The organism is Streptomyces griseorubiginosus, assembly GCF_001514195.1.
Taxonomy (GTDB): Bacteria; Actinomycetota; Actinomycetes; order Streptomycetales; family Streptomycetaceae; genus Streptomyces; species Streptomyces griseorubiginosus.
In genome coordinates this window covers 459,023-479,782 of record NZ_KQ948738.1, presented here as the reverse complement: position 1 = coordinate 479,782, position 20,760 = coordinate 459,023, and the positions used below count along the sequence as shown (strand labels likewise).

General features: G+C 70.5%; 19 protein-coding genes. 11 read left to right on the top strand and 8 right to left on the bottom strand.

Annotated features, from left to right (window positions below; all coding sequences use genetic code 11):
• Position 1: 1 nt before the first annotated feature.
• From AQJ54_RS24810 to AQJ54_RS24795, 5 genes are all read right to left on the bottom strand, one after another.
• A complete protein-coding gene (locus AQJ54_RS24810) occupies positions 2-1,237 on the bottom strand; it encodes a phosphodiester glycosidase family protein (protein ID WP_062241041.1) in 1,236 nt (411 codons plus the stop codon).
• A gap of 73 nt (positions 1,238-1,310) precedes the next feature.
• Entirely contained in the window at positions 1,311-1,703 is a 393-nt protein-coding gene (locus AQJ54_RS24805) for a DUF779 domain-containing protein (RefSeq protein ID WP_243659678.1), read from the bottom strand.
• A 56-nt stretch (positions 1,704-1,759) separates the two neighbouring features.
• Positions 1,760-1,909: a hypothetical protein gene (locus tag AQJ54_RS45735; protein ID WP_159055552.1), complete on the bottom strand. Its 150-nt coding sequence runs from the start codon at positions 1,907-1,909 to the stop codon at positions 1,760-1,762.
• A gap of 36 nt (positions 1,910-1,945) precedes the next feature.
• Entirely contained in the window at positions 1,946-2,224 is a 279-nt protein-coding gene (locus AQJ54_RS24800; RefSeq protein ID WP_062241039.1) for a hypothetical protein, read from the bottom strand.
• A 73-nt stretch (positions 2,225-2,297) separates the two neighbouring features.
• Positions 2,298-3,464 carry a bifunctional class I SAM-dependent methyltransferase/NUDIX hydrolase gene (locus AQJ54_RS24795; RefSeq protein WP_248845435.1) on the bottom strand — a complete coding sequence of 389 codons (1,167 nt, stop codon included), beginning with the start codon at positions 3,462-3,464 and terminating at the stop codon, positions 2,298-2,300.
• Positions 3,465-3,646: 182 nt separating this feature from the next.
• Between AQJ54_RS24795 and AQJ54_RS24790 the strand changes: the two genes are divergently transcribed.
• The 9 genes from AQJ54_RS24790 (at position 3,647) to AQJ54_RS24750 (ending at position 15,312) form a co-directional block, all read left to right on the top strand.
• A complete protein-coding gene (locus AQJ54_RS24790; protein WP_062241036.1) occupies positions 3,647-5,296 on the top strand; it encodes a cellulase family glycosylhydrolase in 1,650 nt (549 codons plus the stop codon).
• A 154-nt stretch (positions 5,297-5,450) separates the two neighbouring features.
• Complete coding sequence (locus AQJ54_RS24785; protein ID WP_062241035.1) at positions 5,451-7,502, top strand: galactose-binding domain-containing protein; 2,052 nt, start codon at positions 5,451-5,453, stop codon at positions 7,500-7,502.
• A 39-nt stretch (positions 7,503-7,541) separates the two neighbouring features.
• Complete coding sequence (locus AQJ54_RS24780) at positions 7,542-8,132, top strand: TetR/AcrR family transcriptional regulator (RefSeq protein ID WP_062241034.1); 591 nt, start codon at positions 7,542-7,544, stop codon at positions 8,130-8,132.
• A gap of 65 nt (positions 8,133-8,197) precedes the next feature.
• Complete coding sequence (locus AQJ54_RS24775; protein WP_062241348.1) at positions 8,198-8,533, top strand: VOC family protein; 336 nt, start codon at positions 8,198-8,200, stop codon at positions 8,531-8,533.
• Positions 8,534-8,587: 54 nt separating this feature from the next.
• Positions 8,588-10,963, top strand: coding sequence for an ATP-binding cassette domain-containing protein (locus AQJ54_RS24770; protein WP_062241033.1), 2,376 nt, complete (start codon positions 8,588-8,590; stop codon positions 10,961-10,963).
• Positions 10,964-11,344: 381 nt separating this feature from the next.
• Positions 11,345-12,430 carry an S-(hydroxymethyl)mycothiol dehydrogenase gene (locus AQJ54_RS24765; protein WP_062026274.1) on the top strand — a complete coding sequence of 362 codons (1,086 nt, stop codon included), beginning with the start codon at positions 11,345-11,347 and terminating at the stop codon, positions 12,428-12,430.
• A 148-nt stretch (positions 12,431-12,578) separates the two neighbouring features.
• Positions 12,579-12,941 carry a bifunctional 3-phenylpropionate/cinnamic acid dioxygenase ferredoxin subunit gene (locus AQJ54_RS24760; protein ID WP_020137296.1) on the top strand — a complete coding sequence of 121 codons (363 nt, stop codon included), beginning with the start codon at positions 12,579-12,581 and terminating at the stop codon, positions 12,939-12,941.
• A complete protein-coding gene (locus AQJ54_RS24755; protein WP_062241032.1) occupies positions 12,938-14,098 on the top strand; it encodes an NAD(P)/FAD-dependent oxidoreductase in 1,161 nt (386 codons plus the stop codon). Before AQJ54_RS24760 ends, AQJ54_RS24755 begins: the two co-directional genes overlap by 4 nt.
• Before the next feature lie 86 nt (positions 14,099-14,184).
• A complete protein-coding gene (locus AQJ54_RS24750; protein ID WP_062241031.1) occupies positions 14,185-15,312 on the top strand; it encodes an aromatic ring-hydroxylating oxygenase subunit alpha in 1,128 nt (375 codons plus the stop codon).
• Here AQJ54_RS24750 and AQJ54_RS24745 read toward each other — a convergent pair.
• The gene (locus AQJ54_RS24745) at positions 15,300-16,046 is read right to left on the bottom strand and encodes an IclR family transcriptional regulator (protein ID WP_062026277.1); all 747 of its coding nucleotides are present in this window, start codon (positions 16,044-16,046) and stop codon (positions 15,300-15,302) included. The two genes, AQJ54_RS24750 and AQJ54_RS24745, sit on opposite strands and share 13 nt — an antisense overlap.
• A 137-nt stretch (positions 16,047-16,183) precedes the next feature.
• Positions 16,184-17,380, bottom strand: coding sequence for a phospholipase D-like domain-containing protein (locus tag AQJ54_RS24740; RefSeq protein WP_062026278.1), 1,197 nt, complete (start codon positions 17,378-17,380; stop codon positions 16,184-16,186).
• Between the two features lie 223 nt (positions 17,381-17,603).
• Between AQJ54_RS24740 and AQJ54_RS24735 the strand changes: the two genes are divergently transcribed.
• A complete protein-coding gene (locus AQJ54_RS24735) occupies positions 17,604-18,443 on the top strand; it encodes an RNA polymerase sigma factor SigF (protein WP_381011007.1) in 840 nt (279 codons plus the stop codon).
• A gap of 398 nt (positions 18,444-18,841) precedes the next feature.
• Here the strand turns inward: AQJ54_RS24735 and AQJ54_RS24730 are convergent, their stop codons facing one another.
• Positions 18,842-19,273 (bottom strand): MarR family transcriptional regulator, encoded by a 432-nt coding sequence (locus AQJ54_RS24730; RefSeq protein ID WP_062026279.1) that lies wholly within the window; start codon positions 19,271-19,273, stop codon positions 18,842-18,844.
• Positions 19,274-19,468: 195 nt separating this feature from the next.
• Between AQJ54_RS24730 and AQJ54_RS24725 the strand changes: the two genes are divergently transcribed.
• Positions 19,469-20,662 (top strand): PP2C family protein-serine/threonine phosphatase, encoded by a 1,194-nt coding sequence (locus AQJ54_RS24725; RefSeq protein WP_062026597.1) that lies wholly within the window; start codon positions 19,469-19,471, stop codon positions 20,660-20,662.
• Positions 20,663-20,760 lie beyond the last annotated feature (98 nt).

Here is a 20,760-nt window from a genome sequence, read left to right as displayed (position 1 = left end):
ATCAGCCCGAGAAGACCCCGATGCCGTTCGGGACGGGGCGTTCGGCGCCGCCGGAGGGGTGGTTGAGGGCAGTGACGGAACTCGCGCCCGGCAACCGGGCGGCCATGGTCGTCGAGCCGCCGCCGTCCAGGCTGAAGGCGTCCACCGAGCCCAACCTCCGCATGGCGCGGGCGACTTCCGCGATGGTCAGCCCACCGCGGTAGTCGGGCGCTCCGTCCAGTGCGAGGAGATACAGCGTCCGGCCGCCGTCCGAGATGCCCACGGCCGTACGCACCGCCGAGGTGGTGTCGTCGAGGCCGGGCAGCGCTCGGCCGCCCTCCAGCACCGGATAGCCGCCGAGCGCGAAGCGGTACGGGACCCGCGACGAGGCGGCGACCAGCCGGTGCCGCACCTTCACCGTCGAGCCGACCGCGAGCTTCCGCAGCTCCTGCGCGCCCGCCTCCCGGCCCACGAGGACGGTGGTGTTCGCGGCGATCGGCCCGTGGCCCGGGGTGCCGGCCGCCGCGACGACGTGTCCGGCACGGACCGTCACCTCGTAGGTGTCGGTGCTGCACGGGGCCGCCCGGTCGGTGTCCGTCCCGCAGGTCGCCCGCACCCGGGACACGTTGCCCCAGTCCGAGGTGAACGCCCCCACCGAACCGACGGGCAGCGCGTACTGGTTGAGGCCGCCGAGCGGCAGCAGACCCTGGGGTGTGCGCACCGATCCGTCGAGCGTCAGGTCGTCCAGGCGGGCCCGGCGGTCGGTACCCACCCCGAACACGTCCTCGGTGCTCGTGCCGGGGGGCAGCGCGGGGCCGAAACGCTGGCCGTCCGGGACCGCCCCCTTCAGCACCCGCCCGTGCGCGATCGCCGGTCCCACGCTCGCGCCGGTCGCCTCCACGCCCGGGTGCTGGGTCTCGGAGATGTTGAAGAAGTCGCCGTTCACCCCCGCGAGGGCGCCCTGCGCGGTCGCCTGCCGGGACACCGTGGCCCGCGCGGCCACCGCACCCGGATTCAGCAGCTCCACCCGCACCCGCGGAGCGCGCAGGTCGACGCTCAGCACATGGGCGTGCGCCGGTCCCGCGGCCCCGGAGAGGTCGAACTGGCCGTAGCGCACGCCCTTGGCGAGCCGTGTCCACTGCGGGGCGGCGCTCGCGGGTGCCGCGCCCACCAGGGCCGAACCGGCCAGGGTGCCGAGGGCCGCGACAAGCGTCAGTACCGATCTGCCTGCGCCGAAACGTCCTTGACGGTGCGTCACAGCTCTCCCCTGAGGTCTCGTCAACTGTCCCAGAACTCAGGGGAAGTGCACCAGACGACGGGGATCCGCGTGGCTACTCGGCACCGACCACACGCGAACGGATGAGGAAACGCACTCCCTCGGGTGCCTCCAGGGAGAATCCGCTGCCCCGGCCCTCCACGACGTCGACGATCAGCCGGGTGTGCGCCCACACCTCGTACTGGCTCCGCGACATCCAGAACGTCACCGGCGCCTCGACCCCGGCCACGTCCAACTCGGCCAGCAGCACGTCGGAACCACCGGTACGGAACTCGCCCTCCGGGTAGCACATCGGCGCGCTCCCGTCGCAGCAGCCGCCGGACTGATGGAACATCAACGGCCCGTGCGCCTCGTGCAGCCGACGCAGCAACGCGGCGGCCGCGGCCGTGAGCTCGACCCGGGGCACCTCGTCGTACCCGGCACGTGCGGAATCCTCGTCCATGGTCATGGAGTCCAGCACGGGGAAGGTTGCGAAGGGGTTGCATGCTCCGGTGCCCTGAGGCCTCAGGACAGGTCGAGGGGCTCCGGGTTCCACTTGATCCGCTTCACCCAGTTGAACTTCTGGTCGGGCGGGAAGACGCCGAGGAAGATCCCGAGCCGGAACGCGGCGTCGTCGTAGTCCCGCCAGTCGGCCAGGACGTCCTTGAGTACCATGGGCGGCCATCCTTCCTGATCCCGCGTGCCGCGGCGCTAGCAGGTGGCGAAGTCGCAGCCGAAGTCGAGGAGGAAGAAGAAGCCGAGAACGGGCCACAGGACCGCAGCCGCGACGAGCCCCACCGCCAGCAGGAGCGACCGCTTGCGGCCCAGCCGCTGAACACGGTCCGGGTCCTCGCCCTGCGCCACGACCGGGTGCCTCCACTTGGCTGTGAACGACCAGATCGCGACCAGGCCGATCCAGACAACCGCATCGGAGCGGCCCGACCACGTGCTGAGTTGGTAGATGGACTGGCCATCCGCGACGAAGATCACGGGCCGACTTTAGGCCCCTGCTCTGCGAGGGCGGCCGGCGGGGCGTCACGGGTGTGCGTCGCAGGTCGCCGCGTCAGTCCGCATACCGCGTGAAGTACGCCGGCGTGTGGTCGATCGGCAGGTCAGGGCGCCACACCGTAAGGCCCTGCGCGCTGCACACGAACAGGTTCTCCGGGAGGCGGTCCAACGGGAACCAGCGCCAGCCGCCGACGCGTTCGCCCGGCTGGTCGGACGGTTCGCCGTGCCAGGTGGTGACCTCGGTGGCCACGGTCATCCGGACCACCCCCTCGACATGATCGAGGAGCGTGCCCAGGAGCCGTACGTCGGAAGGGCGGGACTCGATCCCGGTCTCCTCGCGGAGTTCGCGGACGACGGTCTCCTCCAGTGACTCCCCGGGCTCCACCGTGCCCCCTGGCAACTCCCAGGTCCCGCGCCGGTGCCTGCCGAGGAGCAGTCCGCGCGGGCCGTACAGGATGGCGCCGACCCCGATCGCCGCGTGCGGGACCGGCGGGCGGCTGCCGCGGGGGCGGGAGGAGACCCTGACCGGTCGGGTCACCCGGAAGATCCGGTAGGAGGCGTGGTTGTCCGCCTCCGGCGCGTCGAGGACTTCCACACCCTCGACCCGCAGACCGTTCTCGGCCAGCAGGTCGGTCCAGAGTTCGGTCGTCAGCACCCACATGTGCACGGTCACCTCGCCGCCTCCCGCCGGCCGCAGCACCTCGGGCCGGGACGCGACGACCGTCGAGGGGCCGTCACCGCGGGAGTTGGTGTGCAGCACCGTGAAGCACAGGGTCCCGCCCGGGCGCAGTGCCGCGGCGAGGGCGGGCAGCAGTCGGCGGGGGTCGATGTACGGCATCCCGTTGACCGAGTAGATGACGTCGTACGGCTCCGCCGTGCCCAGGTGTTCGACGGCGTCGGCCCTGATCAGGTTCAGGCCGGGCACGGAGCCGTGGGCGGCGCGGGCCCGTTCGAGCTGGGCGGGGGAGGAGTCGACCGCGTCCACCGATGCGCCGTGCGCCCGGACCAGGTGCGCCGCGTGCCGGGCCGGCCCGCAGCCGAGGTCCAGCACCCGGCGCCCGGCGAGTTCGCCGAGGATCTCGGCGCCCGGCCCGGTGCCCCAGAAGCCCCAGTCGAACCGCGCCGGCTCCGGCAGCACCGTGCCGCGCCGCAGATGGTGGTCGCCGTAGGCCTGCCAGGCCGCGGCGTTCACGGAATCCGGGTCGACGGGGCGACTGGTCAAGGTGCCTCCAGGGTGCGGTGGTCGAGGCCGCCACCCTATGTGCCGCCCCCGCGACTCCCTTTGCCGTCGCGCATCTTGACGTGTACTTGGCAGAGTGGCTTCCATGGGAGCGCTCCCATTCCTGTGTCCATTCCCGTGCACCCGTTCCGCTTTCCGCCAACCCCACCCACCCCGGAGTCGCAATGAGAGAAACGAGAACGAGCCCCCTGCGCACCCTCCTGGCCGGACTGGCCGCCCTGATCGGTCTCATGGTCCCCGGCGCCCTCTGCCCCGGGACCGCCCAGGCCGCCGTCGAGCCGGGCGCCCAGGCCACCGGGCTGCACATCAGCAACGGCCGCCTCGTCGAGGGCAACGGCAACGACTTCGTGATGCGCGGCGTCAACCACGCCCACACCTGGTACCCCGACAAGCTGGGCTCGCTGGCCGACATCAAGGCGCAGGGCGCCAACACCGTCCGGGTCGTCCTCGCCGACGGGCACCGCTGGACCGCCAACAGTGCGGCGGACGTGGCCGACGTCATCGCCCAGTGCAAGGCGAACAGGCTCATCTGCGTCCTGGAGGTGCACGACACCACCGGCTACGGCGAGGAGAGCGCCGCCGGCACCCTCGACCAGGCCGCGGACTACTGGATCGGCCTCAAGGGCGTGCTCGCCGGCCAGGAGAACTACATCGTCATCAACATCGGCAACGAGCCCTGGGGGAACACCGGTCCGGAGGGGTGGACCGCTCCGACCATCGCCGCGATACAGAAGCTCCGCAACGCCGGTCTCCAGCACACGATCATGGTGGACGCGCCCAACTGGGGTCAGGACTGGCAACAGGTCATGCGCACCAACGCCCGGTCCGTGTACGCAGCCGACACCACCGGCAACCTGATCTTCTCGATCCACATGTACAGCGTCTACGACACCGCGGCCGAGGTCACCGACTATCTGAACGCCTTCGTCGACGCCAAACTGCCCATCCTCATAGGGGAGTTCGGCGGCCCTGCCGACCAGTGGGGCGACCCCGACGAGGACACCATGATGGCGACGGCCCAACAGCTCAAGCTGGGCTACCTGGCCTGGTCCTGGAGCGGAAACACCGATCCGAGCCTCGACCTCGTGCTCAACTTCGACCCGGCGCAGATGACTTCGTGGGGGCAGCGCGTCTTCCACGGCCCCAACGGCATCGCGCAGACCGCCAAGGAGGCCACGGTCTTCGGCGGCGGCTCCACCGACACCCAGGCCCCGACCGCCCCCGGCACCCCGACCGCCTCCGCGGTGACCGCGTCCTCGGCCCACCTCGCCTGGACCGCGTCCTCTGACAACGTTGGCATCGCCGGATACGACGTCGTGCGGGTCGGCGGGGGCACGGAGACCACGGTCGCGTCCGCCACCGGCACTTCGGTGACGGTCACCGGCCTGACCGCCAACACCGCCTACTCCTTTGCCGTTTACGCCCGTGACGCGGCCGGCAACAGGTCGGCCCGCTCGGCGACGGTGAGCGTCACCACCGCCGCCACGCCCGCCGGGAGCTGCTCGGTCGGCTACCGCGTGGTCGGTGAGTGGACCGGCGGCTTCCAGGGCGAGATCGCCGTCCGCAACACAGGAACGGCCGCCGTCACCGGCTGGAAGCTCGGCTTCTCCTTCGCCGACGGGCAGACCGTCTCCAGCATGTGGGGCGGCACCGCAGCGCAGAGCGGTGGCGCGGTGACCGTCACCCCGGCCGCGTACACCAGCACCATCCCCGCCGGGGGCTCGGTGACCGTCGGCTTCATCGGCAGCAAGGGGGCCAAGAACACCGCGCCCGGCGCGTTCACCCTCAACGGGGCGTCCTGCGTGAACGGTTGATGTACCCCAGGCATCAGGTCAACTGTCCCGGACTCTTGACTCGGAACGCGCTCGTCGCGATCCTCGACGCATCTATTGCGCCGGTCATGACAATTCCAAGGGCAGTCAAACTCCCTCGGTCGACGGCGCCCCCGCCGACCGAGGGACGTGTGCCGTGACCGGACGCTCCTGCCGCAGACGCAAGAACATCACCATCGTCTCCGTGCTCTTCCTGGTACTGGCCGCGATCCTCGGCCCCACGCCGAGTTCGGCCGCCACCGACTGGTGGACGCCGACCGCACGGCCCACCCCCGACGCCCAGATCAACGTGACCGGAGCACCCTTCACCGGCACCAACTCCGCGGGCGAGGTACGGGGGTTCGTTGACGCGCACAACCACCTCTTCTCCAACGAGGCCTTCGGTGGCCGGCTGATCTGCGGCAAGGTGTTCTCCGAGTCCGGAGTCGCCGACGCCCTCAAGGACTGCCCCGAGCACTACCCCGACGGCAGCCTCGCGCTCTTCGACTACATCACCCACGGCGGCGACGGCAAGCACGACCCGGCCGGCTGGCCCACCTTCAAGGACTGGCCGGCGTACGACTCGATGACCCACCAGGCCAACTACTACGCCTGGGTGGAGCGGGCCTGGCGCGGTGGCCAGCGCGTGCTCGTCAACGACCTCGTCACCAACGGGATGATCTGCTCGATCTACCCGTTCAAGGACCGTGGTTGCGACGAGATGACCTCGATCCGCCTCCAGGCCAAGCTCGCCTACGACCTCCAGGGCTTCGTCGACAAGATGTACGGCGGCACCGGCAAGGGCTGGTTCCGGATCGTCACCGACAGCGCGCAGGCCCGACAGGTCATCGAGCAGGGCAAGCTGGCCGTCGTGCTCGGCGTCGAGACGTCCGAGCCGTTCGGCTGCAAGCAGATCCTCGACATCGGTCAGTGCAGCAAGGCGGACATCGACAAGGGCCTCGACGAGCTGTACGGCCTCGGCGTGCGCTCCATGTTCCTGTGCCACAAGTTCGACAACGCGCTGTGCGGGGTCCGCTTCGACGAGGGCGGTCTCGGCACCGCCATCAACGTCGGGCAGTTCCTGTCCACCGGCACCTTCTGGAAGACCGAGGCCTGCAAGGGCCCGCAGCACGACAACCCGATCGGCACGGCGGCCTCCGAGGCCGAGGCCGACCTGCCGTCCGGCGTCGACGTCCCGTCGTACGACAAGGCCGCGCAGTGCAACGTCCGCGGGCTCACCGATCTCGGCGAGTACGCCGTGCGCGGCATGATGAAACGCAAGATGATGCTCGAGATCGACCACATGAGCGTCAAGGCCACCGGCCAGGTCCTCGACATCTTCGAGGCCGCCAACTACCCCGGTGTGCTGTCCTCGCACAGCTGGATGGACCTCAACTGGACCGAGCGCGTCTACTCGTTGGGCGGGTTCGTCGCCCAGTACATGCACGGCTCCGAGGGGTTCGCCGCGGAGGCGAAGCGCACGAACGCCCTGCGGGACAAGTACGGCGTCGGCTACGGCTTCGGCACCGACTTCAACGGCATCGGCGACCACCCCGCACCGCGTGGAGCGGACGCCGCGAACAAGGTGACGTACCCCTTCAAGAGCGTCGACGGCGGCTCGGTGATCGACAAGCAGACCTCCGGGCAGCGCACCTTCGACTTCAACACCGACGGAGCCGCGCACGTCGGTCTGATCCCCGACTGGATCGAGGACATCCGGCTCGTCGGCGGTCAGGACGTGGTCGACGACCTGTTCCGCGGGGCCGAGTCCTACCTCGACACCTGGGGCGCCACCGAGCGGCACCAGGCCTCCGTCAACCTCGCCAACGGACGTCCGGCCACGGCCAGTTCGTCGGAGTCCAACCCCTTCACCAGCTACCAGCCGGGGCGGGCCGTGGACGGCGACGACTCCAGTCGCTGGGCGAGCGACTGGAGCGACGACCAGTGGTGGCAGGTCGACCTGGGCTCCACCAACCTGGTCTCCAAGGTCACGCTCGACTGGGAGCGGGCGTACGGGAAGTCGTACCGGATCGAGCTGTCGACGGACGGGACGAACTGGCGGACCGTCTGGTCGACGACCTCCGGCGACGGCGGTCTGGACACCGCCAAGTTCGCCGGTACCCCGGCACGGTACGTCCGGGTCCACGGTCTCGGCCGCGGCACCGACTGGGGATACTCGCTCTACGAGGTGGGCGTCCACAGCGGCTGATCCGTTCGACCGCGGGGGACACGACAGCGGGGGACACACATGGCACGCATGCCGTCGGCCGAGCGGCGCAGACAGCTGACGGAAGCGGCGATCAGGGCGATGGCCCGGGACGGCGTCGCGAAGACGACGACCCGGTCCATCGCCGCCGAGGCCGGCGTGTCCCTGAGCGTCTTCCACTACTGCTTCGACTCCAAGCAGGCCCTGGTCGAGGCCGTGATCACCACGCTCACCGACCACTCGGTGAGCGTGGTGCAGGAGGCGCTGCGCCCGAAGGACACCCTGGAGGAGACCGTCGCCGCCGGTTTCCGGGCCTACTGGGACCATGTCCGCGCCAACCCCGAGGCGCACATGCTCACCTACGAGCTCACCCAGTACGCCCTGCGCGAGCCCGGCTTCGACCACCTCGCCCGACGCCAGTACGAGGTGTACGGCGAGGCCTACGCCGAGCTCATCGAGCAGCTGCGCCGGGACATGGACCTGGAGCTGAGGGTGCCCGTGTCCGTCCTGGCCCGGTATCTCGCGGCCATGACCGACGGGCTCACCCTCAACTACCTCGTGCTCGGCGACGCGGCCGCCTGGTCGGACATCCTCGACACCGTAACGGCGCACATCGCGGGTCTGGTGCGCTGAGGGTGCGCTGAGACCGGTCAGGATTCGAGAAGCGCCGGCCGTGAGCCGTGGCTAGCGTGACGGACATGGACATTCGGGCGAGCTTCCTTCCGCATGACGACCCGGAAGCGTCACTGGCGTTCTACCGGGACGTGCTCGGCTTCGAGGTCCGGGGTGACACCGGCCACGGAGGCCGGCGCCGGATCACGGTCGGTCCCGAGGGCGGCCCCTCGGTGGTGCTGCACCCCGTGGGAGAGGGCCCCGGGCTCCTGCTCACCACCCCCGACCTCGACGCCGCCTTCGAGTGGCTCCAGGCCCGCGCCGAGGTGATCCAGGAGCCGATCGAGCAGTCGTACGGTGTGCGGGACTGCGCCTTCCTCGACCCCGCGGGCAATGTGATCCGGGTCCAGGAGCTGCGCTGAGACGCACGCGTCGACATAGTGTGCGAAGTCGTCGAAACGGGAGGACGAAAGACCATGGGCAAGGCCACTTCGGGCGACCGGCACACCGCTGACAGCCACGACCTGATCCGCGTGCACGGGGCGCGCGAGAACAACCTCAAGGACGTCAGCATCGAGATCCCGAAGCGCCGGCTCACGGTCTTCACCGGAGTCTCCGGCTCCGGGAAGAGCTCGCTGGTCTTCGACACCATCGCCGCCGAGTCGCAGCGGCTGATCAACGAGACCTACAGCGCCTTCGTCCAGGGCTTCATGCCCACCCTCGCCAGGCCCGAGGTCGACGTCCTCGACGGCCTCACCACCGCGATCACCGTCGACCAGCAGCGCCTCGGCGGCGACCCGCGCTCCACCGTCGGCACCGTCACCGACACCAACGCGATGCTGCGCATCCTCTTCAGCAGACTCGGCACCCCGCACATCGGCTCGCCCAAGGCCTTCTCCTTCAACGTGGCCTCCATCAGCGGGGCGGGCGCGGTGACCATGGAGCGGGGCGGGCAGACCGTCAAGGAGCGGCGCAGCTTCAGCATCGTCGGCGGCATGTGCCCGCGCTGCGAAGGCCGGGGCACCGTCAACGACATCGACCTCGCCCAGCTCTACGACGACTCCAAGTCACTGGACGAGGGCGCCCTGACCATCCCCGGCTACAAGGCCGGAGGCTGGAACTACCGCCTCTACAGCGAGTCCGGCTTCTTCCCCGCGGACAAGCCGATCGGGAAGTTCACCAAGCGCGAGCTCCAGGACTTCCTGTACCGCGAGCCGGTCAGGATGAAGATCGCGGGCATCAACATGACCTACGAGGGTCTCGTGCCGCGGATCCAGAAGTCGATGCTCGCCAAGGACCACGAGTCGATGCAGCCGCACATCCGGGAGTTCGTGGACCGGGCCATCACCTTCATGGTGTGCCCCGACTGCGAGGGCACCCGGCTCAAAGAGGGCGCCCGGTCCTCGAAGATCAAGGGGATCAGCATCGCCAACGCCTGCGCGATGCAGATCAGCGACCTCGCCGAGTGGGTCCGCGCGCTGAAGGAACCCTCGGTCGGGCCGCTGCTGACGGCGCTCGGGGAGACCCTCGACTCCTTCGTGGAGATCGGGCTCGGCTATCTCTCCCTGGACCGGCCCTCGGGCACGCTGTCCGGCGGCGAGGCGCAGCGCACCAAGATGATCCGCCACCTCGGCTCCTCCCTCACCGATGTCACCTACGTCTTCGACGAACCGACGGTCGGGCTGCACCCGCATGACATCCAGCGCATGAACAACCTGCTGCTGCGCCTGCGGGACAAGGGGAACACGGTGCTCGTCGTGGAGCACAAGCCGGAGACGATCGTGATCGCCGACCATGTCGTCGACCTCGGCCCGGGTGCCGGTACGGCGGGCGGTTCGGTCTGCTTCGAGGGCACGGTCGAGGCGCTGCGGACCAGTGGCACGGTCACCGGGCGCCACTTCGACGACCGGGCCGGTCTCAAGGACACGGTCCGCAAGGCGACCGGTGTGCTGGAGATCCGGGGTGCGAGCACGCACAACCTCCAGGACGTCGACGTGGACATCCCGCTCGGGGTGCTGACCGTGATCACCGGGGTGGCGGGGTCCGGCAAGAGCTCGCTGGTGCACGGGTCGATCCCGGCCGCGGAGGGGGTGGTCTCCGTGGACCAGGGCGCCATCCGCGGCTCGCGGCGCAGCAACCCGGCGACGTACACGGGTCTCCTCGAACCGATCCGGAAGGCGTTCGCGAAGGTCAACGGGGTGAAGCCGGCGCTCTTCAGCGCGAACTCGGAGGGGGCGTGTCCCACCTGCAACGGTGCGGGGGTCGTCTACACCGACCTCGCCATGATGGCCGGGGTCGCGACGACCTGCGAGGAGTGCGAGGGGAAGCGGTTCCAGGCCTCGGTCCTCGAGTACCACCTCGGTGGGCGGGACATCAGCGAGGTGCTCGCGATGCCGGTGACGGAGGCGTTGGAGTTCTTCGACACCGGTGAGGCGCGGACGCCCGCCGCGCACCGGATCCTGGAGCGGCTGTCGGACGTCGGGCTCGGCTACCTCACCCTCGGGCAGCCGCTCACCACGCTGTCCGGCGGTGAGCGGCAGCGGCTGAAGCTGGCGACCCACATGGGGGACAAGGGCGGCGTCTACATCCTCGACGAGCCGACGACCGGCCTCCACCTCGCCGATGTCGAACAGCTCCTCGGCCTCCTCGACCGCCTCGTCGACTCCGGCAAGTCCGTCATCGTCGTGGAACACCACCAGGCGGTCATGGCCAACGCCGACTGGATCATCGACCTCGGCCCGGGAGCGGGCCACGACGGCGGCCGCATCGTCTTCGAGGGAACCCCGGCGGAACTGGTGGCGACCGGGGGCACGCTGACGGCGGAGCATCTGGCGGCTTACGTGGGGGAGTGACGGGGGTCGGGTCCGGGCGGCGACTTGGTGTGCGGGCTGGGTGGGGCCCGGCCCGCGGGCCCTCTGTCTTCCACGAGCGGGAGTGCCGGGGCTGGGCCGGGCGTGGGCTGGGTCGTACCTCGCCCCTCCCGCCCGTCCTCCGCTCTGGACTCCCCGGCCCCCCCGACCGGCGCCGCGAACGTCCGGTCCCACACCTGTGCAGCCTCCTCCACCCACGGCGCGAATCCCCCGCCCCGCCTCCCCGCCCCCTGCCGCGCATCCCCCTGCCCCACCCGGCCGAATCCGACCCCTTGACCCCCGGCTTCCCCTCCCCGATGCTCGGTTGCGCATAGCGCGTCGTGTCGCGGATGAGGCAACCAAGCCTAGTCGGAGGAGTGACCCATGGCTCATGAGGTTCGTGCTGTCGTCGCCCGGGTGAAGGGCGCCCCCGTCTCCGTCGAGACGATCGTCGTGCCCGACCCGGGGCCCGGCGAGGCGCTGGTGAAGGTGGAGGCGTGCGGGGTCTGTCACACCGATCTGCACTACCGGGAAGGCGGGATCAACGACGAGTTCCCCTTCCTGCTGGGGCACGAGGCGGCCGGCCGTGTCGAAGCCGTCGGGGAGGGTGTCACCGGCCTCGCCCCCGGCGACTTCGTCATCCTCAACTGGCGCGCGGTCTGCGGCACCTGCCGCGCATGCAGCAAGGGCAAGCCCTGGTACTGCTTCGCCACCCACAACGCCCAGCAGAAGATGACCCTCACCGACGGCACCCCGCTCGCCCCCGCCCTCGGCATCGGCGCCTTCGCCGAGAAGACCCTCGTCGCCGCCGGCCAGTGCACCAAGGTCGACCCCGCCGCCCCGGCGACCGCCGCCGGCCTGCTCGGCTGCGGGGTCATGGCCGGCTTCGGCGCGGCCGTGAACACCGGCGCGGTCGGCCGCGGGGACTCCGTCGCCGTCATCGGCTGCGGCGGGGTCGGCACGGCCGCCGTCGCGGGAGCGAGCCTCGCCGGGGCCGCCAAGGTCATCGCCGTCGACGTGGACCCGCGCAAACTGGAACGCGCCACCGGGATGGGCGCCACCCACACCGTCGACTCCCGCGAGAACGACCCCGTCGAGGCGATCCGCGAACTGACCGGCGGCTTCGGCGCCGACGTCGTCATCGAGGCGGTCGGCCGCCCGGAGACGTACCAGCAGGCCTTCTACGCCCGCGACCTCGCCGGCACCGTCGTCCTCGTCGGGGTCCCGACCCCGGAGATGAAGCTGGAGCTGCCGCTCCTCGACGTCTTCGGGCGCGGCGGCTCCCTCAAGTCCTCCTGGTACGGCGACTGCCTGCCCTCCCGTGACTTCCCCGCCCTCATCGACCTCTATCTGTCGGGACGCTTCGACCTCGACGCCTTCGTCTCCGAGACCATCGGCCTCGAAGACGTGGAGAAGGCGTTCGAGAAGATGCACCGGGGCGAGGTGCTGCGCTCCGTGGTCGTGTTGTGACGTTCCTCAGTGCGCATCGCGTTGCGCAAGAGGCAACCCCGAGCGGCAGTCGTGTCCGCCGCCTGGACTCCTTGACAAGGGTTTGCGGGCGCCCGCACACTGACGTTGCGTTCACCGCAATCCGTTTCGCTATACGCACCGAGGTGTCATGATGATTCCCGCGTGCCGTCTCGTGGATCTTCCGCGAGGCGAGGCCTACCGGCTCGACATCGATCCGCCGGTCTCGGTGTTCCACACCGACGACGGCGAGGTCTTCGCCATCGACGACACCTGCACCCATCAGGACGCCTCGCTCGCCGACGGCTGGCTGGAGGGCTGCGAGGTCGAATGCCCGCTGCACGCCTCGAAGTTCGACCTGCGCACGGGTGCCGTCGACGCCCCTCCGGCCAAACGCCCGGTGCGCACCCACGAGGTCCGCGTCGAGGACGGCATGATCTACGTCCAGCTCTCCACCGACGCCCCCAACCTGCCGCCCTGCGTGGCCGTCCGGCTCGCCGGAGGACCCGCGTGAAAACCGTCGCCGTGGTCGGCGCCTCGCTCGCCGGCCTGTCGGCGGCACGCTCCCTGCGCAAGCGGGGCTACGACGGACGGCTCGTCGTCATCGGCGACGAGCTCCACCGCCCCTACGACAGACCGCCGTTGTCCAAGGAGTTCCTGGCCGGCTCCCTGGGCGAGGCGGACCTCGCGCTGGAGACGGACGACGAGGACCTGAGCGCCGAGTGGCTGCTCGGCGTCCGCGCCACCGGACTCGACGGCCCGCGGCGCGCCGTACGGCTCGACGACGGCGGCGAGATCCGGGCCGACGGCGTCGTCATCGCGACCGGCGCCACCGCCCGCACCCTGCCCGGCACCGCGGGCCTCGCCGGGGTGCACACCCTGCGCACCCTGGACGACGCCCGTGCCCTGCGCGACGAACTCGCCCTGGGCGGACGGCTGGTGGTGATCGGCGGCGGCTTCGTCGGCGCCGAGGTCGCCTCCACGGCGTACGCCCTCGGACTCGACGTGACCGTCGTCGAAGCCGCCCCCACCCCGCTGGCCGGGCCGCTCGGCGCCGCCATGGGCGGGATCGTCTCCGCCCTGCACGCGGACCACGGCGTACGGCTATTGTGCGGAGTCGGCGTCAAGGGACTGAGCGGCGAGAGCCGGGTCGAGGCCGTCCTGCTGGAGGACGGCCGCAGCCTGCCCGCCGATCTGGTGGTCGTGGGCGTCGGCGCCCGCCCCTGTGTCGAGTGGCTGGCCGGCTCCGGCATCGCACTCGCCGATGGCGTGGTCTGCGGCACCGACGGACGCACCAGCCTCGCCGGAGTCGTCGCGGTCGGCGACTGCGCCTCCTGGTACGACCCGCGCGCGGGCCTGCACCGCCGCGTGGAGCACTGGACCGGCGCCCTGGAGCGGCCCGACGCGGCCGTGGCGGCGCTGCTGGCCGGGGGCGCGGTGGAACCGGCCGCGCCGAGGCCGCCGTACTTCTGGTCCGACCAGTACGGCGTCAGGATCCAGTTCGCCGGTCACGCGGCCGGTGCCGACAGCGTGACGATCGAGGAAGGCGCCCGGGACGACCGCAACGTCCTGGCCGTCTACCGGCGCGGGGAGCATCCGGTCGCCGTGCTCGGGATGAACCAGCCGCGGCTGTTCATGCGCTGGCGCAAGCAACTCGCCGCCGCGGCCTGACCGTTCACCGCCGCGACTCCCTACAGAACGCCGCCGTTCCCGGTCCGGCGTGTCTCACCGGTCCACGACATCCCGAGGAGTGCCCTGTGACCTCGACCAGCCTGCCGGACAGTCTGATCGCCACCCTCCCCGGCGCCTCCTACACGGATCCCGGGATCTTCGCCCAGGAGCAGGAGCGCATCTTCGAAGCGATGTGGTTCTGCGCCGTCCGCGCCGACGACCTTCCCCGGCCCGGCGCTTTCAAGACCGTGCAGGTGGGCCGGGAGAGCATCCTGATCGCCCGCGCCCGGGACAACTCGATCCGGGCCTGGTTCAACGTGTGCCGGCACCGCGGCGCCAAGCTGTGCACCGAGGAGTCCGGCGAGGTCAAGCGGGCCTTCCAATGCCCGTACCACGCCTGGACGTACGACCTGACGGGCAAGCTCGTCGCGGCGCCGAACCTGACGAAGATGCCGGACGTGGGCCGCACCGAGTACGGCCTGGCGAGCGTGGCCGTGCGCGAGTGGCTCGGCTATGTGTGGGTCTGCCTCGCCGAGGACCCGCCGCCCTTCGACGAGGTGATCCAGGACGTGATCACCCGGCTCGGCGACACCGAGTCCATCGAGCGCTACGACATCGACCACCTCAGCGTCGGCCGCCGGATCGTCTACGACGTGAAGGCGAACTGGAAGCTGATCATCGAGAACTTCATGGAGTGCTACCACTGCGCGACGATCCATCCCGAACTCACCGAGGTGCTACCGGAGTTCGCCGACGGCTACGCCGCCCAGTACTACGTGGGCCACGGCGCGGAGTTCGGCGAGGACATCCAGGGTTTCACCGTGGACGGCTCGGAGGGGCTGGACCGGCTGCCCGGAGTCTCGGCGGACCAGGACCGCCGCTACTACGCGATCACCGTGCGGCCGCAGGTCTTCGTCAACCTGGTGCCCGACCACGTGATCCTGCACCGGATGTACCCGATGGCCGCGGACCGGACGGTCGTCGAGTGCGACTGGCTCTACCTTCCGCACGTCGTCGAGAGCGGCAAGGACGTCAGCCGGTCGGTGGAGCTGTTCGACCGGGTCAACCGGCAGGACTTCGACGCCTGCGAGCGCACCCAGCCCGGGATGAGCTCACGGCTCTACGCCAAGGGCGGTGTCCTCGTGCCCAGCGAGCACCACATCGGGGAGTTCCACGACTGGGTGCAGGCCCGGCTGGGCGGTCAGCCCAGGTAGCCCATGCGGTGACTGATCTCCTGCGCGCCCTTGACCAGGACCGGCGCCAGTTCGTGCAGGCGCTCCTCGGAGAGCCGGTACGCGGGCCCCGAGGCGCTGAGCGCCGCGATGACCTCGCCGTCGCGGTCGCGCACCGGCGCGGCCATGGCGTGCAGCCCCAGCTCCAGCTCCTCCAGGGCCCAGGCGTACCCGCGTTCCCGGGCCTCGGCGAGGTTCCGCTCGAGCTTGGTCTTCGCGGTGATGGTGCGCGGGGTGACCTTCTTCAGCCCGGTCTCCGTCAGCAGCGCGGAGCGCTCCTCGTCGGGCAGGTGGGCCAGCAGGATCTTGCCGCTGGAGGTGGCGTGCAGGGGGGTCAGCTGGCCGACCCAGTTCTGCGCGGTGACGGCACCCGGGCCGCGCACCTGGTAGAGGTTGACCGCGTAGCTCTCCTGGAGCACCGCGAGGTTGACGGTCTCGCCGAGTTCCTCGGCCAGGTCCTCGCAGACCGGGCGGCTCTGCTGGGTGATGTCGATGCGCCCGGTGACCGCGCCGGCCAGCCGCACGATCCCGAAACCGAGCCGGTACTTCCCGCGCTCACCGGCCTGCTCCACCAGACCCCGCGCCTCCAGGGCTCCGAGCAGCCGGAACGCCGTGGACTTGTGGACGTCGATCTCGGCGGCGACCTCACTGACGCCGGCCTCGCCCCGGCGGGCCAGGATCTCCAGTACGTGAATGGCCCGGTCGACGGACTGCACTCCGCCGCTCGACGACCCTGTCGTTTCGTTGTCCGGGTTGTAGTTGCTCACAACGCAACTATACGCACTCTGCGCTACAGCGCGTTTGCGACCGCGACTCCGGGCGGCCCCGCTTCCCGGGCCGGGGGCGGCGCCGCTCACAGGAAACGCCGGATCGGGGTCACGGCCGCCTCCTTGGCCCGCTGGAGCGCCGGACGCCGTTTCCACCGGGCGAGTTCGATGTCCACGCTGTGCTCCAGATCGGCCTCGTAGTCCTGGTCGAGTGCGGCGGTGAACGCCTCGTCCAGCACGGCGAGCATGACCTCCTCGTCGTGGTCCATGGAACGGCGGTTGAAGTTGGTGGAGCCGATGAGGGAGGCGACCGAGTCGACCGTGATGATCTTGGCGTGCATCATCGTCGGCTGGTACTGCCGGATCCGGACCCCGGCCTCCAGCAGCCGCCGGTAGTGCTGCTGACCGGCGAGCTGACAGGCGCGCTGGTCCGTGTGCGGGCCGGGGAGCAGGATCTCCACGCGCACGCCCCGCCGGGCGGTGTCGCACAGCAGGTCGACGAAGTAGGTGTCGGGCGCGAAGTACGCGGTGGCGAGCCGGAACCGCTCCTCGGCGGAGGCGAGCATCACCCGGATGAGGGTCTGCATGTCCTGCCAGCCGATGCTGGCGGAGCCGCGGACCACCTGCACGACCGACGAGCCGGCCTGGCGGTGCTCGGTGAAACGGTCGCGGTCGTCGAAGAGTTCGTCATGGCACTCGGCCCAGTTCTGGGCGAACGCGGCGGCGATGCCGTCCACGGCCGGGCCGCGCACCTGGACATGGGTGTCCCGCCACTCCCCGGGGTGCCGGGCGTCGCCGCACCACTCCTCCGCGATGCCGACACCGCCGGTGAACGCGGTGTGCTCGTCGACGATCAGGGCCTTGCGATGGCAGCGGTGGTTCTGCTTGAACGGCGACAGCCACACCGGCTTGCGGAACCAGGCCACCTGCACCCCGGCGGTGTCCATGAGGTCCAGCAGACTCGGTTCGATCTCCTTGGCGCCGAAACCGTCGAGCAGCAGCCGTACCCGCACGCCCGCCCGGGCACGGTCGGCGAGAGCGGCCGCGAAGTCGCGAGCGATCTCACCGCGCCAGTAGACGAACGTCATCATGTCGATCGTGTGCCGCGCCGACCGGATCGCCCCGAGCATCGCGGGGAAGATCCGGTCGCCGTTGCGCAACGGGATCAGCTCGTTGCCTTCGGTGGCGGCGACGCCGATCAGCCGCTCCAGGCGGCGCCGCAGACGCAGCTTGCGGGCCTCCGCGCCGGATGCTGGGGACACGGGTCTGTCATCGAGGATCACGCCGAATCTCCCGGAGAGCAGGACAGGTGGTCGCGGGCCGCGGTGCGGCCCGGAGAGCGGATGCCCGGCAGCGCCGCGCTCACTCCCGGCCGCCGCGCCCCGGTCCCGGACGAGTCGCGGATGATCCGCGAAGTACGGGCATATGCGCAGGAGGTGGGGGTAGACGGCTGATCGCCGGTCACCGGACCGGCTCGGGCAAGACACCCTGTGGGAGGGGCACATGATGGCGACGACCGTGCAGACTGCCGGACGGACGGCGGGTATGCCGGAGATCACCGACCCTTCGCAGGTGGCTCCGAAGGACGCGCGTGAACTGTCGAAGCTGTTCTTCGAGAAGCTCGCGGTCCTGGAGGAAGGGACCCCCGAGCACCAGTACGCCCGCAACACGCTGATCGAGATGAACATCTCCCTGGTCCGCTACGCGGCCGGCCGGTTCCGCGGCCGGGGCCAGGAGGAGCGGGAGGACATCGTCCAGGTCGGCATGATCGGCCTGATCAAGGCGATCGACCGGTTCGAGCTGACCCGTGAGGTGGAGTTCACCTCCTTCGCCGTCCCCTACATAGTCGGCGAGATCAAGCGGTTCTTCCGCGACACCTCCTGGGCCGTGCACGTGCCGCGCCGGCTCCAGGAGGCCCGGGTGCAACTGGCCCGCGCCAGCGAGGAGCTGAGCAGCCGGCTGGGCCGCACTCCGACCACCGCGGAGCTGTCCGAGCTGATGAGCCTGCCCGAGGAGGAGGTCGTCGAGGCCCAACTCGCCTCCAACGCCTACCGGTCGGCGTCCCTGGACGCGGCGATCAACGGCAGTGAGGACGGGGAGAGCGCGCTCGCCGACTTCATCGGCGGCCAGGACCCGGCGCTCGGCCTGGTCGAGGACTTCCACGCCCTCGCGCCGATGATCGCCTCGCTCGACGACCGCGACCGCAGGATCATCCACTGGCGCTTCGTCGAGGAACTCACCCAGGCCCAGATCGCCGAACGCCTCGGGGTCTCTCAGATGCACGTGTCCCGGCTGATCGCCCGACTGCTGGCCCGGCTGCGCGAGGGCATGCTCAGCACCCGCTGACCCGGCCCCGGCACACGCATCCGCGATCACCAGCGGCACCTCCGGCGCACACCGGAGGTGCCGCTGCCGTTTTTCACCCTGTCTTCACGGCCGTCCGCGCCGGCCTGTGAGGGCGCACTCCGTCGCACAAGGGAACGCCTGACAGGGGCCGATACCACTCGTTCGAGAGAGATGGCACACAACCATCACAGTTCGCGCCGATTCGGGGTAAGCGAGTCGGAGTAAGGGCCGCGAAAGCGCACTGTTGCCGTTTGACAACAATAGTCAGGAGGCAACAAAGTGGCCGTGTCGGACGTGCGCGGGGAAGGACCTGGAATGCTCCGGTTGACGGAGACCGCTCCGTGCGTGGGGCGCCGTCGCCGAGGGGTGACGGCGGCACCGGTGCCGCGTGGCGCGGTTCAGGCGGTCCGGCTGTCGGACCCGTGGGTGTCGTGCAGCTGTGTCGCCGCCGAGGCGCAGAAGGCCTCCAGCCCCTCCAGCAGCGCGACCCGCTGGGCGGCGGGCATGTCCGCCAGCACCCTGCTCAGCTCCTTCTCCCGGCGGGCCCGCAGATCGGCCAGGAAAGCCCGGCCCCGGCTGCTGAGGTGCAGCCTCACCTCGCGGCGGTCCTGGACACCCGTCACCCGCTCGACGAAGCCGGCGGCCACCAGCCGGTCGCACAGCCGGCTCGTGGACGGCGGCGTGGAGGCCAGCGACTCGGCGAGAGCGCGGAGGTTGATGCCGTCATGGTGCTCGAGGATGTGCAGCACCCGCAGCTGGGACGCCGAGGCCGGCGCGGTCGAGGCCCTGCCCCACACGAACTCCAGCAACTCGACGGCCGTCGTGGTCACGCGCGCCACCTCATCGGCGGCGGGGCGGCGGAAGGCAGTCACGGTCACACTCTCGCAGGCACTGGGGTGCCTGTCAGCGTACTAGGCGCGGGCCCGGCCCCCGGCGGGCCGCCGCGACCGACACAGCTCGTGCACATGGCGGGTCTCCCGAGCGAGGTCCCACGTCCCCCGACGAAAGATGGTGTATTGCTCATCGTGAACAGATTCGAGGCCGCTGAACGCGCCCTGCGGACAGCGGCTCCCCACGAGCTTCTCGACGCCGTGCGTGCCGTCCTCGTCGAACGGTACGGCGCCCGGTCCGTCGAGTTGTTCATGGCCGACTACGGCCTGACGGTCCTCCAGCCGGTGTCGGTGCTGCCGCACACGCTGGACCCGGTCTCCGTGCACAACAGTCCGGCCGGCCGGGCCTTCGGTTCCCAGCGGCCGTACCGCGAGGACCTCCGGGACGGGCCGGTCCGTCTGCACCTGCCGGTCAGTGTGCGCGGCGACCGCCTCGGCGTGCTGACGGTCACGCTGGCCACGGCCGACGAGGCCCGCCGGTACGAGTCCGAACTGGTCGAGATCGCCGACGTGCTCGGGCACGAGGTGCTCGTGGCCGAGCGCGACACCGACCTCTACCTCCAGGCGCGCCGCAAGGACCGGCTCACCCTGGCCGCCGAGATGCAGTGGCAGCTGCTGCCCGGACGGGCCTGCTCCCGCCCGGAGTTCGACCTCGCGGCCCAGCTGGAACCGGCGTACGCCATCTTCGGCGACAACTTCGACTGGTCCGCCACCGCAGACCATCTGAGCCTCTACGTGACCAACGGCATGGGGGAGGGCATAGAGGCGTCCCTCCTGACGAACCTGGCCATCAACGCCCTGCGCAACGCCCGGCGGGCCGACATCCCCATCGCCGACCAGGCCGCTCTGGCGGACCAGGCGGTCTACGCCCACTACCAGGGGCGCTGCTATCTGTCGGTCCTCATGTTCGACTTCGACCTGAGCACCGGCCGGGCGAGCGTCGTGGACGCGGGCTCCCCCCAGCTGCTGCGGCTGCGCGAGGGCACCGTGGAACGCGTCGAGTTCGACGCCCAGTTGCCCTTGGGCATGTTCGAGGAGACGGACTACACCGCCCAGGACTTCCAGGTGGAGCCGGGGGACCGGCTCGTCTTCGTCAGTGACGGAGTGCACACCGTGGCCTCCCCGCGTGGCGAGAAGTACGGCGACGCGGCCCTCACACGGGCCATCCACGCCACCCGGCTGCTGCCCGCCGCCGAGGTGCCGCGTGCGATTCTGCGGGAGTTGACCGGTCATCGCGGTGAAGCCCTCGCGGACGACGACGCCTTGATCGTCTGCCTGGACTGGCGCGGGCGGCCCGACGGCGGTGAGGAAGGCTCCGGTCGGTTGTGACGATCCCGTGTTGTTCGGGGTGGGCGGCGACGATAATGTTTGTCATAAGGCAATAATTGCAAGATGGCCCGCGGTGAGGTGGGTTGACGAGACAGCGG

Excerpts from the sequence above, each read along its gene's own strand:
- AQJ54_RS24760 (WP_020137296.1), top strand. The coding sequence starts at position 12,579 with ATGATGATTCCCGCGTGCCGTCTCGTGGATCTTCCGCGAGGCGAGGCC.
- AQJ54_RS24770 (WP_062241033.1), top strand. The coding sequence starts at position 8,588 with ATGGGCAAGGCCACTTCGGGCGACCGGCACACCGCTGACAGCCACGAC.
- AQJ54_RS24780 (WP_062241034.1), top strand. The coding sequence starts at position 7,542 with ATGGCACGCATGCCGTCGGCCGAGCGGCGCAGACAGCTGACGGAAGCG.
- AQJ54_RS24775 (WP_062241348.1), top strand. The coding sequence starts at position 8,198 with ATGGACATTCGGGCGAGCTTCCTTCCGCATGACGACCCGGAAGCGTCA.
- AQJ54_RS24765 (WP_062026274.1), top strand. The coding sequence starts at position 11,345 with ATGGCTCATGAGGTTCGTGCTGTCGTCGCCCGGGTGAAGGGCGCCCCC.
- AQJ54_RS24735 (WP_381011007.1), top strand. The coding sequence starts at position 17,604 with ATGGCGACGACCGTGCAGACTGCCGGACGGACGGCGGGTATGCCGGAG.
- AQJ54_RS24790 (WP_062241036.1), top strand. The coding sequence starts at position 3,647 with ATGAGAGAAACGAGAACGAGCCCCCTGCGCACCCTCCTGGCCGGACTG.
- AQJ54_RS45735 (WP_159055552.1), bottom strand. The coding sequence starts at position 1,909 with ATGGTACTCAAGGACGTCCTGGCCGACTGGCGGGACTACGACGACGCC.
- AQJ54_RS24805 (WP_243659678.1), bottom strand. The coding sequence starts at position 1,703 with ATGACCATGGACGAGGATTCCGCACGTGCCGGGTACGACGAGGTGCCC.